General features: G+C 69.6%; 13 protein-coding genes and 3 pseudogenes. 11 read left to right on the forward strand and 5 right to left on the reverse strand.

Annotated elements, in window-relative coordinates; translation table 11 throughout:
• Positions 1-2: 2 nt before the first annotated feature.
• Positions 3-104, reverse strand: a pseudogene (locus tag OG858_RS19670) (LLM class F420-dependent oxidoreductase); the annotation flags it as partial.
• A gap of 246 nt (positions 105-350) precedes the next feature.
• On the opposite strand from OG858_RS19670, the gene OG858_RS19675 reads away from it, so the two are divergent.
• Positions 351-1,898 carry a CehA/McbA family metallohydrolase gene (locus OG858_RS19675; protein ID WP_319067071.1) on the forward strand — a complete coding sequence of 516 codons (1,548 nt, stop codon included), beginning with the start codon at positions 351-353 and terminating at the stop codon, positions 1,896-1,898.
• A gap of 171 nt (positions 1,899-2,069) precedes the next feature.
• Positions 2,070-2,903 carry an SAM-dependent methyltransferase gene (locus OG858_RS19680; RefSeq protein ID WP_327748763.1) on the forward strand — a complete coding sequence of 278 codons (834 nt, stop codon included), beginning with the start codon at positions 2,070-2,072 and terminating at the stop codon, positions 2,901-2,903.
• Between the two features lie 31 nt (positions 2,904-2,934).
• Here the strand turns inward: OG858_RS19680 and OG858_RS19685 are convergent, their stop codons facing one another.
• On the reverse strand, positions 2,935-3,813 hold the full coding sequence (locus tag OG858_RS19685; RefSeq protein WP_327748762.1) for an endonuclease/exonuclease/phosphatase family protein: 879 nt from the start codon (positions 3,811-3,813) through the stop codon (positions 2,935-2,937).
• Positions 3,814-3,887: 74 nt separating this feature from the next.
• On the opposite strand from OG858_RS19685, the gene OG858_RS19690 reads away from it, so the two are divergent.
• From OG858_RS19690 to OG858_RS19730, 9 genes and pseudogenes are all read left to right on the forward strand, one after another.
• The gene (locus OG858_RS19690) at positions 3,888-4,322 is read left to right on the forward strand and encodes a nitroreductase/quinone reductase family protein (protein WP_327748761.1); all 435 of its coding nucleotides are present in this window, start codon (positions 3,888-3,890) and stop codon (positions 4,320-4,322) included.
• Positions 4,323-4,373: 51 nt separating this feature from the next.
• Positions 4,374-4,667 (forward strand): annotated as a pseudogene (locus OG858_RS19695) (hypothetical protein); the annotation flags it as partial.
• Between the two features lie 38 nt (positions 4,668-4,705).
• On the forward strand, positions 4,706-4,885 hold the full coding sequence (locus OG858_RS19700; protein WP_327748760.1) for a hypothetical protein: 180 nt from the start codon (positions 4,706-4,708) through the stop codon (positions 4,883-4,885).
• Positions 4,886-4,967: 82 nt separating this feature from the next.
• Positions 4,968-5,255 (forward strand): lactococcin 972 family bacteriocin, encoded by a 288-nt coding sequence (locus OG858_RS19705; protein ID WP_086748099.1) that lies wholly within the window; start codon positions 4,968-4,970, stop codon positions 5,253-5,255.
• A 158-nt stretch (positions 5,256-5,413) separates the two neighbouring features.
• Positions 5,414-7,504, forward strand: a complete 2,091-nt coding sequence (locus OG858_RS19710) for a bacteriocin-associated integral membrane family protein (RefSeq protein WP_327748759.1) — start codon at positions 5,414-5,416, stop codon at positions 7,502-7,504.
• A gap of 28 nt (positions 7,505-7,532) precedes the next feature.
• The gene (locus OG858_RS19715) at positions 7,533-8,201 is read left to right on the forward strand and encodes an ABC transporter ATP-binding protein (protein ID WP_086751118.1); all 669 of its coding nucleotides are present in this window, start codon (positions 7,533-7,535) and stop codon (positions 8,199-8,201) included.
• Positions 8,198-8,323 (forward strand): hypothetical protein, encoded by a 126-nt coding sequence (locus OG858_RS19720; protein ID WP_256960808.1) that lies wholly within the window; start codon positions 8,198-8,200, stop codon positions 8,321-8,323. Before OG858_RS19715 ends, OG858_RS19720 begins: the two co-directional genes overlap by 4 nt.
• Before the next feature lie 707 nt (positions 8,324-9,030).
• Positions 9,031-9,175 (forward strand): annotated as a pseudogene (locus OG858_RS19725) (virginiamycin B lyase); the annotation flags it as partial.
• 232 nt (positions 9,176-9,407) lie between these two features.
• Positions 9,408-9,971 carry a hypothetical protein gene (locus OG858_RS19730; RefSeq protein WP_319264701.1) on the forward strand — a complete coding sequence of 188 codons (564 nt, stop codon included), beginning with the start codon at positions 9,408-9,410 and terminating at the stop codon, positions 9,969-9,971.
• A gap of 22 nt (positions 9,972-9,993) precedes the next feature.
• Here OG858_RS19730 and OG858_RS19735 read toward each other — a convergent pair whose 3' ends face one another.
• The 3 genes from OG858_RS19735 to OG858_RS19745 are packed head-to-tail and all read right to left on the reverse strand — an operon-like array spanning position 9,994 to position 11,915.
• Positions 9,994-10,527 (reverse strand): AAA family ATPase, encoded by a 534-nt coding sequence (locus tag OG858_RS19735; protein ID WP_086751123.1) that lies wholly within the window; start codon positions 10,525-10,527, stop codon positions 9,994-9,996.
• A 21-nt stretch (positions 10,528-10,548) separates the two neighbouring features.
• The gene (locus tag OG858_RS19740; protein ID WP_086751125.1) at positions 10,549-11,127 is read right to left on the reverse strand and encodes an HAD domain-containing protein; all 579 of its coding nucleotides are present in this window, start codon (positions 11,125-11,127) and stop codon (positions 10,549-10,551) included.
• Positions 11,127-11,915, reverse strand: coding sequence for a tetratricopeptide repeat protein (locus tag OG858_RS19745; RefSeq protein ID WP_256960810.1), 789 nt, complete (start codon positions 11,913-11,915; stop codon positions 11,127-11,129). Before OG858_RS19745 ends, OG858_RS19740 begins: the two co-directional genes overlap by 1 nt.
• Between the last annotated feature and the right edge of the window lie 16 nt (positions 11,916-11,931).

Genomic DNA, 11,931 nt, shown 5'->3' on the forward strand with positions numbered 1-11,931 from the left:
GCAGCTGTCACCCCCGCACTCGGCTGCACCGCGTACGGCACCACCTGCAACCCCGCGGGATCGCGCCCGGCATCCGCCCACGTCGTCCGCAGCACCGGCAAGGCAGTCGACGACCTCGCCCAGGCGATCGAGGACTGCGGCAGGGCTGTCCTCGACGGCGACGGCGACGGCGACACCGACTCCAGTGAATCGACACGGCCGCCGACGAACTGACCAACGTCTGCACGTCGTAAGGAAAACCGGCGATTTCCCTCCCTTGTCCCACAGTTCACCACCGCATAGGAAGGTGGCACGCACACCCCCGCGCCATCCACGCCATGTCACTCACGACCGACCTGGGGAGCAGCAGCATGTGCGACGACCACCACGGTGACACCCGGAGCGAGGGCGACGGGAACGGACTCGGAAGGCGCGCGCTGTTCGTGACGTCGGCGGCGGCCGCACTTACGTTGGGAAGCGTGACCTTTGGGACGAGCGGCGCCGAGGCCGCGGACGGCGACCAGGAGACGAAGACCATCCGGGGAACCCTCCCCACCGGCTCCCCCGATTTCGTGTATCTGCCGGTCGAGGTGCCTTCAGGAGTACGGGAGTTGAAGGTCTCGTACAGCTACGAGAGGCCGAGCGTCCCGGCGGGCACCCTGGGCAACGCACTCGACATCGGTGTCTTCGACGAGCGGGGCACGGAACTCGGCGGCAAGGGCTTCCGGGGCTGGTCGGGCGGCGCCCGCACGGAGTTCTTCGTCCGGGCGGACGAGGCGACCCCGGGCTACCTCCCCGGCCCGGTCCGCCCCGGCACCTGGCACATCGCGCTGGGCCCCTACACGGTGGCGCCGGACGGGCTGCCGTACGAGATCACGATCACCCTCACGTACGGCGCGCCTGCCACGCCGGTGAAGCCGGTGTATCCGCCGGAGCGGGCCAAGGGGCGGGGCCGGGACTGGTACCGGGGCGACTGTCATCTGCACTCCTGGTACTCCGACGGCCGCCGTACGCTCGCCGAGCTGGCGGCGCTGGCGCGCGCGGCGGGCCTGGACTTCATCAACAGCTCCGAGCACAACACCCAGTCCGCGCACGCCCATTGGGCCGAGCACGCGGGTGACGACCTCCTCATTCTGCTGGGCGAGGAGGTGACCACGCGCAACGGTCACGTGGTGGCGCTCGGCGTCGCACCGGGGACGTTCGTCGACTGGCGCTACCGGGCCCGGGACAACCGGTTCGGCAAGTACGCCCGGCAGATCCGCCGGGCCGGGGGCCTGGTCGTCCCGGCCCACCCGCACGCCACCTGCATCGGCTGCAACTGGAAGTTCGGCTTCGGCGAGGCGGACGCGGTGGAGGTGTGGAACGGCGCGTACTCGCCGGAGGACGAGGTGGCGCTCGCCGACTGGGACGGCATGCTCGTGGCGTCCGTGAAGGAGGGTCGCGGCTGGATCCCGGCGATGGGCAACAGCGACGCCCATCGCGACCCCGACCCCGTCGGCCGCCCCCAGACGGTCGTCCTCGCCGACGACCTGACCAGGGAGGCCATCCAGGAGGGCCTGCGAGCCGGCCGCTCGTACGTCGCCGAGTCGAAGGACGTGTCCGTGTCGTTCACGGCGTCCGGTGCGCGGGGCGAGCACGCGGGCATCGGTGAGCGGCTGAAGGTGGCTCCGGACACCCCGGTCACCGTCCGTGTGGAGGCGACGGGCTCCGCCGGCTGCACCATCCGCTTCGTCACCGACCAGGGCGCGATGTTCACCTCGGCCGTGCTCCCGGAGTCCGGCGCCGGCTCGGCACAGTGGCGTACGACGGCCTCGTACGCGGCGTACGTACGGGCCGAGGTCCGCCGGCCGCCGATCGTGCCGGGCTTCCCGGGGCCGCTGGCGGCGTTCACGAACCCGATCTTCCTCGGGCGGGGATAGGGCGGGGAGAGTGCGGGGATGGCAGCCAGCCGGAAGGTCCGGCGAACGTAGGGGGAACCCGCGTACGAAATAACTGTGTTGGGCCTTAGGTTTGGCTCGACACATCACGTGCGTCTGTACGGCTACGTCCGTTCGCGTGGACGCACCCGTACGGCGGAGGAGACGGCGCCCATGACCGATCACGCGACCACGCCCGACCCGGCGGCGGCTCCGGCTGCGAAGGAGAAGGTCGACACTTCGGTGCCCGCCTCCGCCCGCATCTGGAACTACTGGCTGGGCGGCAAGGACAACTACCCGGTGGACGAGGCGGCCGGCGACGCGTACGCCGACGCCTTCCCCGGCATCGTGACCATCGCCCGCAGCAGCCGCGCGTATCTGCGGCGCAGCATCCGGCACCTGGTGGAGGTGGAGGGCGTCCGGCAGTTCCTGGACGTCGGCACCGGTCTGCCCACCGCCGACAACACCCACCAGGTCGCCCAGCGCAGCGCGCCGGAGGCGAGGATCGTCTACGTCGACAACGACCCGATGGTCCTCGCGCACGCCCGCGCGCTGCTCTACTCCGCCCCCGAGGGCGCCACCGCGTACGTCGACGCCAGCCTCTACGACACGGACCGCATCCTGGAGGCCGCCGCCGCGACGTTGGACCTGTCCCGGCCCACGGCTCTGATCCTCAGCGGCATCCTGGGCCACGTCCGCGACTACGAGGAGGCCCGCGACATCGTCCGCCGCCTCCTCGCCGGCCTTCCCTCGGGCAGCTACCTCAACATCAACGAGGGCTCCCGGGGCACCGATCCCGAGTACGAGCGCGCCCAGGACGCCTACAACGAGACCGGCGCCGTCCCGTACTTCCTCCGCCCCGTCGACCAGATCACCGGCTACTTCGACGGCCTCGACCTGGTCGACCCGGGCATCGTCTCCGTACCGCTGTGGCGCCCGGACGCCACGGATGCCGCGGGCGAGCCGAAGCCGATCGGGCAGCACGGGGGGCTGGGCAGGAAGCCGTAGTCCACGTGGGCGGCGCGGGTGTCCGGGGTCCTCAGTGGGCCCCGGCCCCGGCCTCCGCCCCGGACTCCGCCCCGTCCGCCAGGTCGGCCACGACGGCCATGTGGTCGGAGGGCCATACGCCGTCGACGGGACCGTCGCCCGCCCTCCGTACGGCGCGCACGTGCCCGACTCCGCCGTGGCCCGGCGGTCCGACGTGGATGTAGTCGATCCGCACGCTCGGCCCGAACGTCCCGGCGACGTAGGGGTTCACCACGTCCCAGGTGGCCGACGGCGCGCCGGGCTCGGCGTACTCCCAGACGTCGAGGAAGCACTGTCCGGGCGCGGCGGGCGCGGTCCTGTGGCCGCCGAAGAGCCGGACCTCGTCGGAGTCGGGCCAGGCGTTGAAGTCCCCGGTGATCACGGGCGGGTGGGCGCCTCGGCCTCGGTGGCGGGCGACGAACTCGACCAGCGCGGTGACCTGGCGGCAGCGCACCGCTGACGCGTCGGTCGCGGAGCTGAGGTGGGTGGTGAAGAAGGGGACGGGCGCGCCGGGGGCGTCGAGGAGGGTGTAGAGGGCGCCGCGTGTGCTGCCGCCCTCTCCCGTCGGCAGCCCGATGGAGTCCCGCTCCAGGACGGGCCACCGGCTCAGCACGGCGTTACCTATCCCGACGTCCGGGTCCCCGATCCGCCGCTGCCAGCGCGCGGCGTCGCCGTACGCGCCCCAGGCCCAGTGCATACCGAGCTCCCCGGCGAGCCAACCGGCCAGATTCCCCGCGCTGTCCCCCCTGTCCCCGCCGTCCCCGTCCCGCTGCCAGACCTCCTGCAACCCGACCACGTCGGGCCGCAGTTCACGCAGCACGGCGAGGATCGCCTTCTGCCGCTCCTGCCACGGTCCGAACCGCCACCACAGGTTCCACGTCACGACCCGCACCGGCCACCCACCGCCTTCGCCCCGTACCCGATCCTGTAGTCCGTACCTCCCACACTTCGAGGAGAACCACGCCGATGTCCCGCAGTGCGGAGCACGCGAACCATCCGGAGCACGCCGGGCTCAAGCAACGCGTCGTCACGGCCTTCCAGCGCCGCGTCGCCAACCCGGTCCTGCGTCGCGTCCCGCTCCAGACCGTCCTGGAGACCACCGGCCGCACCTCCGGCCTCCCCCGCCGCACCCCCATCGGCGGCCGTCGCGTCGGTGACACGGTCTGGCTGGTCTCCGAGTACGGCGAGAAGTCCCACTACATCCGCAACATCAAGGCCGACCCCTCGGTCCGCGTCCGCCTCCGGGGCCGCTGGCACGAGGGCACGGCCCACCTCCTCCCGGACGACGACCCGGTGGCCCGCCTGCGCACCCTGCCCCGCATGAACAGCGCGGCGGTACGGGTACTGGGGTCGGGGTTGCTGACGGTGAGGGTGGATCTGGCGGACCGGAGCGGCGGGTAGCTTCCGTTCGGCGGCGTCAGTCCACCACCAGTGGCTCTCGGAAGTAATAGGGGATCGATGTATTTCGACGTCGAGTGGGAGCACGTGTTTCTACGGATCCGCCTGCACGACGCCTACCGGCCCCTGGCGGTGGACGGATTGGACGAGGACCGGCTCGCGCTCTACATGCTCGCGCAGCGGCTCTCGCTGACGGCGGGGCCGCTGCGGCTGCTCGACGGGGACTTCCCCGACCGGGCGTTCATGATAAGGGCCGTGTCGAGCGCATCCCGTACGAGCTGTGCGTGCTGGTGGCGCTGCGGGACGCGGTGCGCCGGCGGGAGATCTGGGGGTGTTCACGAGCGCTGATGACGTGCGGCAACAGAAGGCCCTCACGATCTTTCCCCGTGCTGTCGAAGATCGTTCCCCAGTCGCTCGGGGAGCCGGAACCGACGCACCACCGCGTCGCTGCCGGCGACCACCTCCACGCACACCTCGACGGCGAGGCGGGCGTCCAGCCGGGACGGCATGCCCGGAGGTCGTTGTGCGACCATTTCAACGGTCCCGCGATCCTCAACTGCCCCTGAAACAAAACACGTTGACACTTGATCAGGAACCTGACAATCTTTTGCTTGATCAACTTGCTGTCAAGTGCGGGGAGAGTTTGCAGTGAAGATCAAGCGTGGAGTGAAGCTCGCGGTGGCGGCCGGCGCCCTCGTCCTGGCCGGTGCCACTCCGGCACTGGCCACCGTGGTCAGCGTGGGCGGGGGTACCTGGGACTACGGCGCCGGCACGTCCTACGTGTGGTCCTACTACTACCACGGCAGTAAGTGCCACGGCTCGACCGCCATCGGGGAGTACATCGACACCGATGAGGCCGCCAAGGGTTCTTGGTCCATTGCTCAGGCCGACGTTGCGCTGAGCGGTAACAAGTCCTACTACAGCACCACCTGCTGACCTGAGACCGGGCCTCACAGCTCGGTCTCACGGCGTCGGGTGGTCCGCTCACGGAGAGTCGACGGATCTTCCGCGATCTCCCTCCGAGGGGGGCCGCCCGACGTGTCTCCGGTCTCCCCATGAGTCGCGCTCCAGAAGTGCCCTGATCTAGGCAATCGATGCTGCACCGAGGTATCAAGTTCGTTCACACCGCCGTGCTGGCGTACGCCGCAGTTCTCGCCTTCCTTTTCCTACGGAGCCTCGACGAGGACTGGGTGCTGGGGCATTCCGCCGTCGTCTGGGTGACGGACACCGACAACTCGACCAGCGGTTCGCAGGTCACCCGCGTGATCGCGGAGTTCGCGAAGTCCAACGGGACTACCGTCGCGCGCGAGGTACCCGACCTCGAGAACCCCTACAGCCGTCGGCACCTCTACCTCGCTCCCGGCGGTCAGCGTTCCGACTGGCTGAGGGACGGCTATCCGGCGTTCAATCGCGACTATCGCACCGACGTGCATCCGATCTCCGAGCTCGGACAACGCGATCCGCGTGGCTTCTACTACGTGTTCGGTTCAGACCGGGCCGCCGCCTCGCTGACCCGGACCCTGACCGACCTCGGCCTGCAGGCCACGGTCAACCATCCGCTGTCAGTGGCGCAACTGACCCCCGTCTACGCGGACAGTGCGCTGTACCGCTCGTTCTTCGTCGTCGCGCTCGCCGTCGTGACGACGACCGGCGCTGGTGTCCTGCTCAACGCGAAGGCATACGGGGTGCTGCGGCTGCAGGGCAAGTCATTCGCGCAGATCTTGCTGCGAGACCTGCGCCAACTCGCGGTTTTCTGGTCGACGGCGTTCGCAGCGGTGGCCGCCGCGACACTGCTGCTTCTCGGCCTCTACAACGGGCTGACGTGGATCGGCTGGTTCTCTTCGATCGCACTGACCTGCGCCGCCGCACTCAGCCTCATCGCCTTCGCTGTGCACGCGGCCATGCTCTGGCTGACGTTCCAGACCGACGTGCTGCGGGCCCTGAAAGGTGAGCTGCCCTCGCGGACCGCGTCGGCGAGCGCCTACCTTGTGAGAATTCCCGCTCTGCTTCTGGCACTCAGCATTGCCACGGCCGTCGTCCTCGCCGGCCAGGACGTCGTGACCCGGCAGGAGAGCAGCGACGCCTACACGAAGATCGGCGACACCACCTCTATCGAGCTCAACGGCAGTCTGGCCAGTGCCACCGCACTGCAGGACCTGAACGAGAAAGTGGGAGGCTGGCTCCGCCGGGCCGACAGGAACGGAGAGGTCGTCGTCGTCGGGCACCGGGATCTTCAGCGATCAGCGCCAGGAGATGGTCTGCCGAAGGGCGACCTTCTGATCGTCAACGAGTCCTTCCTCGCCGAGCAGCCCGTCCTCGACTCATCAGGGCGACGCCACAACCCGACCGCGACGACCAGCGACCAGGTACGGCTGCTCATCCCCGCGGCCCTCGCCCCGTACGCCCACCGCCTTCAGCAACTGGTCCCAGGACTGCTGAACCCCAGCGATCCGGACAAGATCAAGCCTGACCAGGTGGAGGTGTTGCGGTCGAAGGACGGCCAGCGCGTCTTTACTTACAACCCCCAGGGCCAGTCGCAGGCCGACGAGAACCCGGGCGCGGACGACTCGTTCGTCACGGACCCCGTCATCATCGCCTACCCCCACGGTTCGAACTTCCTGAGCAACAGGGGCTACACCGCCTACGCCTCTCAGCAAAGCATCGTCTTCCATGATGCGGACAAGGTCACAACAGGCATCAAGAAATATCACCTTGAGACGTACGTGACCGGTATGAGCCCCGTCGGGCAGAACGCCGCACTCAGACTGCGCGACCTTGTCCGAGACTTCCGGCTGCAACTGTTCAACCTGGGCGTGGCAGTGATGGTGCTGCTCATCACCGGAGTCGGCGTCTGCATCGTCCACTCCCGGAAGAACGCACAGGCGATCTTCGCCCGGCACATCAGCGGCTGGACGTTCACGGCCACGCACCGCACCGTCCTGGCAGTCGAAGGCGTCCTGGCCGTGCTGCTCGCTGGATGGGTACCCGTCCAGGTGTGGCAGCAGAACCAGGGTCTCGAAAGGTATGAGGCCCTCGGTATCCCCCCGCCCCGCGCACCCGTCGAGATCACCGAACTGGGTGTCGGCGTCGCCGTGGGGCTCGTCACCATCGAGGTCGTGGCAGTGCTCCTCGCCCTCCTTGCCTTCCATCGCCGGATTGTCAAGGAAGGCGCGACCGAGTCGTGAACCCCCAGCGTTGTACAGGAGCTGCACCGTGATCGAGATCGAACATCTGTCAAAGTCCTACGGTGCTCGCGTTCTCTGGTCGGGACTCGAATTCACTGTGGCTCGAAGCGAAATGCTCGCGTTGACCGGGCTGAGCGGATCCGGCAAGTCGACGCTCCTCAATTGCCTCGGCCTCCTCGACTCACCGAGCTCGGGCGCGATCCGCTACGAAGGCCGGGATGTCACCTGTTTCAGCCCGCGGGCGACCCGGCACTATCGGCGGGATGTCCTCGGCTACCTGTTCCAGAACTACGCACTGATCGAGAATGCGACCGTCGCCGCCAATCTCGAGGTCGCGATGAAACCGCGACGGGCGAAGAAGGACGCTCCGACCATCGCCGAGGCTCTGGAGCGGGTCGGACTGGCGGGACGGGAGAAAGAACACGTCCATCGGCTCAGCGGCGGGGAGCAGCAACGCGTTGCCCTGGCCCGCCTGATCGTCAAGCAGCCCGCCCTCGTTCTGGCCGACGAACCGACCGGTGCTCTCGACCACAGCAACACCAGTATGGTCGTCGACATCCTCCGCGCGATGAGTGAGGGCGGCTGCGCCGTCGTCATCGCGACCCACGATGAGGCGGTCCGCGACCGCTGTGACACCGTCCTGAGTGTAGGAAGCTCGACACAACCCGAACCCGTGAAGGAAAGGCAGTCCTCATGAACGCCCGCCGCACCTGGAGCCTTGTCGTCGGCACCCTGCTTCTCGCCGTCGTTGCCGTGCTCTTCGTCTACGGGGGGCATGCTGCCACGATCCTCGGCCGGATCGGACTTCGGGTGTTCTGACCGTCGAAGGGCAGGCGCCGCCCCTGTCCGATCACTTCTGCGCTCCCGTGCTGACAGGGTGCTGGTCCGTGACCTTGAACTCGGAGACTTTCGGCCGGATCCGCGACTACCACCCTCGGCTGCCGCACCGGCAGTGGGCGCGTCGTACGCCGTGCACCGGCCGCGCGGCGCGGACAGCGGTCGCCGACCAGGTACGGGCGACGGTGGCAACTACCACCCCCGCCACCTGCTACGAGGTGCGGCGGCTTCTCTATGCCGTCGGGCGGCTGGCCGTATGGGTCGACAGCGACGGACTGCCGCCCGATCCAGGACTGTGGCTACGGACGGAGACGATCGACGCGTTCGTGCCGTCGGGCTCTGCCCGGGCCTGGGGGGCTCGACTGTGCAGACCTGCCGGACCTGGCTTCGCCGCGTTCGGGAAGCGCTCGTACCCGCCCGAGGCTCCGCCGACAGCGCGGGAGTGCATCGCCGCGAGCCGGGGCCTCTACCGGGGCTTCGACCGCATCACCACCGTCCTCAATCCTGACCGCTGCGACCGCCGCTCCCGCCTCCCCCCAGCACATCGCCGACGCCTGCGCGGACGCCTGGAACGTCCCCTCGGGCCGGCAAGCCGCCGAACGGCTTCAGCAACTGGCCAACCAACTGGTCCTGGCCCCGGGGCTGTTCACGCGCCGAGGGCCGCCCGCGGCCACGAGCCCGAGAAGCGCGGTATGTACGAGATCCACGAACACGATCTGCCGACCCCGTCTTCCGAGCCCCACGGCATCGCTCTCGGACCCGACGGCTCGATGTGGACGGCCCTGGAGATCGGCTCGGGTGGCCCGCATCCAAAGCGCCGGGGAAGCAGATTGATGGTATGTCCACCGAGGCCGACCCGCGCGGAGGGGCACTTCTGAGGCACCGTCGGCGGTTTTGGCAGGAGAGTGCCTGGCCCTTCCTTCCGGGGAAGCGCCGCCAACCTCAGATCATCCTCTGAACCTGCCCCTTCGCCTTGTTGCCCGTCTCGGCCCGGTGTCACGATCACGGCCTCGCCCGCCACCAGCGGGCCGATCGACGGGGGTCGTTCATGGCACGCTCATCACGCATGTCCCGCCGCACACTCACCACCTTGACGCTGCTGTCGGCGGCCGCCCTCCTCTCCACCACCGCCTGCTCGTCGAACGGCTCGAACGGCTCGAACGGCGACACCGGGTCACAGAAGCAGCAGCAGCCGCTACGGACGGCCGGGACCAGCCCGGCCAAGGCGCCCCCGGTGGCGGACTCCGCCGAGGCGGACGCGGCCGCCGTATCCGATGTGTCCGTGGACCGTGCCCCTGATCTGGACATGGCCGACCGAGTCGTCCTGCGTCAGGACGGCACTCGGGGCAGCGCGTCGCTGGAGTTCGGCAAGGCGAAGAAGGGCGACGGCGAGACGGTGACCGTCGCGGTGCAGTGCGAGGGGAAGGGCAGGATCGAGGTCGTCCTGCGGTCCATGGGCACATCCTTCCCCCTGGACTGCGTCGACGGAGAAGTGACCGACATCTACAACCAGTTCACCCTGGCCGGCGCGGACCGCGCGGGCACGGTCTCCGTCACCGCCTCTTCAAACGTGCGCTGGTCCCTGTCGGTCGGACGCGGGGAGCCTGCGGAGCAGGATCTCGGCGGCTAGGGCCGGTCGGCGGGGCGGACGCTCACCGGGTCACGCGGCGCAGCACGAGACCGGCCAGCACTTCGGGGCTCGACTCGCCGTCCAGGAACACCGTGTCGGCGGGCAGGGTGCCGACCGCGGTCGTGCACGCCGTGAGGCGCTCCCTGCACCACCGGCGGACCCGTTCGTCCTGCTCGGGGGCGTCCGGCGTGAAGCTGCGGCCGTCGATGCGGGCGACCAGCACGTCCTCGGGGACCTTGAGGAAGAAGTGATGGAGGGGGATGCCGGCGGCCCCGATCGCGCCGAACACCTCGGCCACGTAGGCGGGGTTCACCAGGGTCATCGGCGCCAGCACCGGCCGCCGGTACTCCTCCACCAGGCCCACCAGGGCCTCGGCGACCTGCCGTCGCCACAGTCGCAGATCCTGGAAGTCCCCGGTCGGTACCTCCACGATCTTCCGCAGGACGTAGCCGATCACCTCGGGGTCGAACACCAGCGCCTCGGGCCATCGCCCCCGCAGCTCCTCGACCAACGTCGTCTTTCCGCTCCCGAAGGCCCCGTTCACCCACACGATCATCGGGCGACCGTATCCCTACCCCTATCCCAGTCCCAATCCCGTCCCGCCGGTGGTCCGTGCGAAGGCGGCGAGCGTCGCGAAGTCCGTTTCCCGCAGGCCGAGTCGGGGGTCGACGCGGTGCAGCAGGGCGGAGTTCCGGTGGTGGGTGGCCACGAAGTCCTGGTCGGCCGTGCCGATCTCGTCGTCGACCCACGCGAACGGCCGCCCGGCCGCGTGTTCGACGAGACGCGGTGTCTTCCAGAACACGCCGGGTTCCGGGGCCACCCCGGACAGTCCGGCGACCGGGCTCCGAGGCCAGTCCACCACGGGCAGTTCCGGCAGCCCGAGGACCGGCGCGATGTACGTGTTCGCCTCGCCGACCCAGGTCGTCGCCCACACCAGGTCGAACAGTGCGTCCAGTTCCAGCAGTTGGCGGCCGTGGTCCGGGTTGAGCCAGACCCGTAGCGGCTTGACGTACGCCGCCGGCTCTCCCGGATGCTGGGCGAGCCAGCCCTGCGGTTTCATCCGGTGCGTCGTGTAACCGGCGGGCCGCCGCTCCGGCTTCGCGGCGTACGGGTTCAACGGTCCGTCCACGTCGAGGTAGAGGAGGGGACGGTCCATCAGCCGGTCTCTCCGGGCAGCGCGTTCTGCCACTGGATGAGGAGACGGCGGGTGGAAGCCGTGGTCGGATCGTCGGCACCGAGCGAGCGTTCCATCGCGTCGACGACGGCGGCCATGTCCTCGACGGCGTCAGCGGCGGCGGCCCCGTCGCCGGTCCGGCCGGCCCGCTCGTGGCGCAGGATCGTCAGTGAACTGCGGGCGATCAACGTCACGTTGTGGTCGGCGCCCAGATGCTCCGTGGCCGCGCCGACGGCATCGGCGTAGGCCGCCTCCGCCTCGTCGGTACGGCCGTCCTGGCCGAGCCACTCCGCGCGGCAGTAGACGGCGGCGAGCGTGTCGGGGTGGCCGGGACCGAGACCGCGGGTGATATCGGCGATCAGAGCCTCGACCGCGGTGAGACGGTCGGGCAAGTCGCCCGTCTCACCGCGCAGTTGGACGCTCAGAACGCGGGCGGACAGCGTGTCGGGGTGGTCCGGTCCCAAGGCGCGGGTCAGGTCCGGCAGTACGGACTTCAGCCGGTACACCGCGAGACCGGGCTGCCCCTGCTGCAGGCCCGCCACCGCCGAGAGGACACGGGCACGCAGTACGTCGGGATCGTCGCCCCCGAGCCGCCACTGCGCCACGGCCACCGGGAACGGGACCTCGCGGTGCGCCATGCGCACCAGGGTGACGACCGCGCCCAGCGTCACCACCAGATGCAACCACAGCGGCCCGCCGATCGGCACGAACAGGGCGCCCACGACGGCCGCCACCAGGCCGCCCAGGGGCCACCGCCACGCCTTGGACACCCGATGAGCCCGTTCA

Origin of the sequence: Streptomyces europaeiscabiei (genome assembly GCF_036346855.1) — a bacterium.
Lineage (GTDB): Bacteria > Actinomycetota > Actinomycetes > Streptomycetales > Streptomycetaceae > Streptomyces > Streptomyces europaeiscabiei.

What these genes read in the sequence shown, in the direction of transcription:
- OG858_RS19680 (WP_327748763.1), top strand. Translation starts at nt 2,070, where the DNA reads ATGACCGATCACGCGACCACGCCCGACCCGGCGGCGGCTCCGGCTGCG.
- OG858_RS19740 (WP_086751125.1), bottom strand. Translation starts at nt 11,127, where the DNA reads ATGGACCGTCCCCTCCTCTACCTCGACGTGGACGGACCGTTGAACCCG.
- OG858_RS19690 (WP_327748761.1), top strand. Translation starts at nt 3,888, where the DNA reads ATGTCCCGCAGTGCGGAGCACGCGAACCATCCGGAGCACGCCGGGCTC.
- OG858_RS19710 (WP_327748759.1), top strand. Translation starts at nt 5,414, where the DNA reads ATGCTGCACCGAGGTATCAAGTTCGTTCACACCGCCGTGCTGGCGTAC.
- OG858_RS19720 (WP_256960808.1), top strand. Translation starts at nt 8,198, where the DNA reads ATGAACGCCCGCCGCACCTGGAGCCTTGTCGTCGGCACCCTGCTTCTC.
- OG858_RS19730 (WP_319264701.1), top strand. Translation starts at nt 9,408, where the DNA reads ATGTCCCGCCGCACACTCACCACCTTGACGCTGCTGTCGGCGGCCGCC.
- OG858_RS19735 (WP_086751123.1), bottom strand. Translation starts at nt 10,527, where the DNA reads ATGATCGTGTGGGTGAACGGGGCCTTCGGGAGCGGAAAGACGACGTTG.
- OG858_RS19675 (WP_319067071.1), top strand. Translation starts at nt 351, where the DNA reads ATGTGCGACGACCACCACGGTGACACCCGGAGCGAGGGCGACGGGAAC.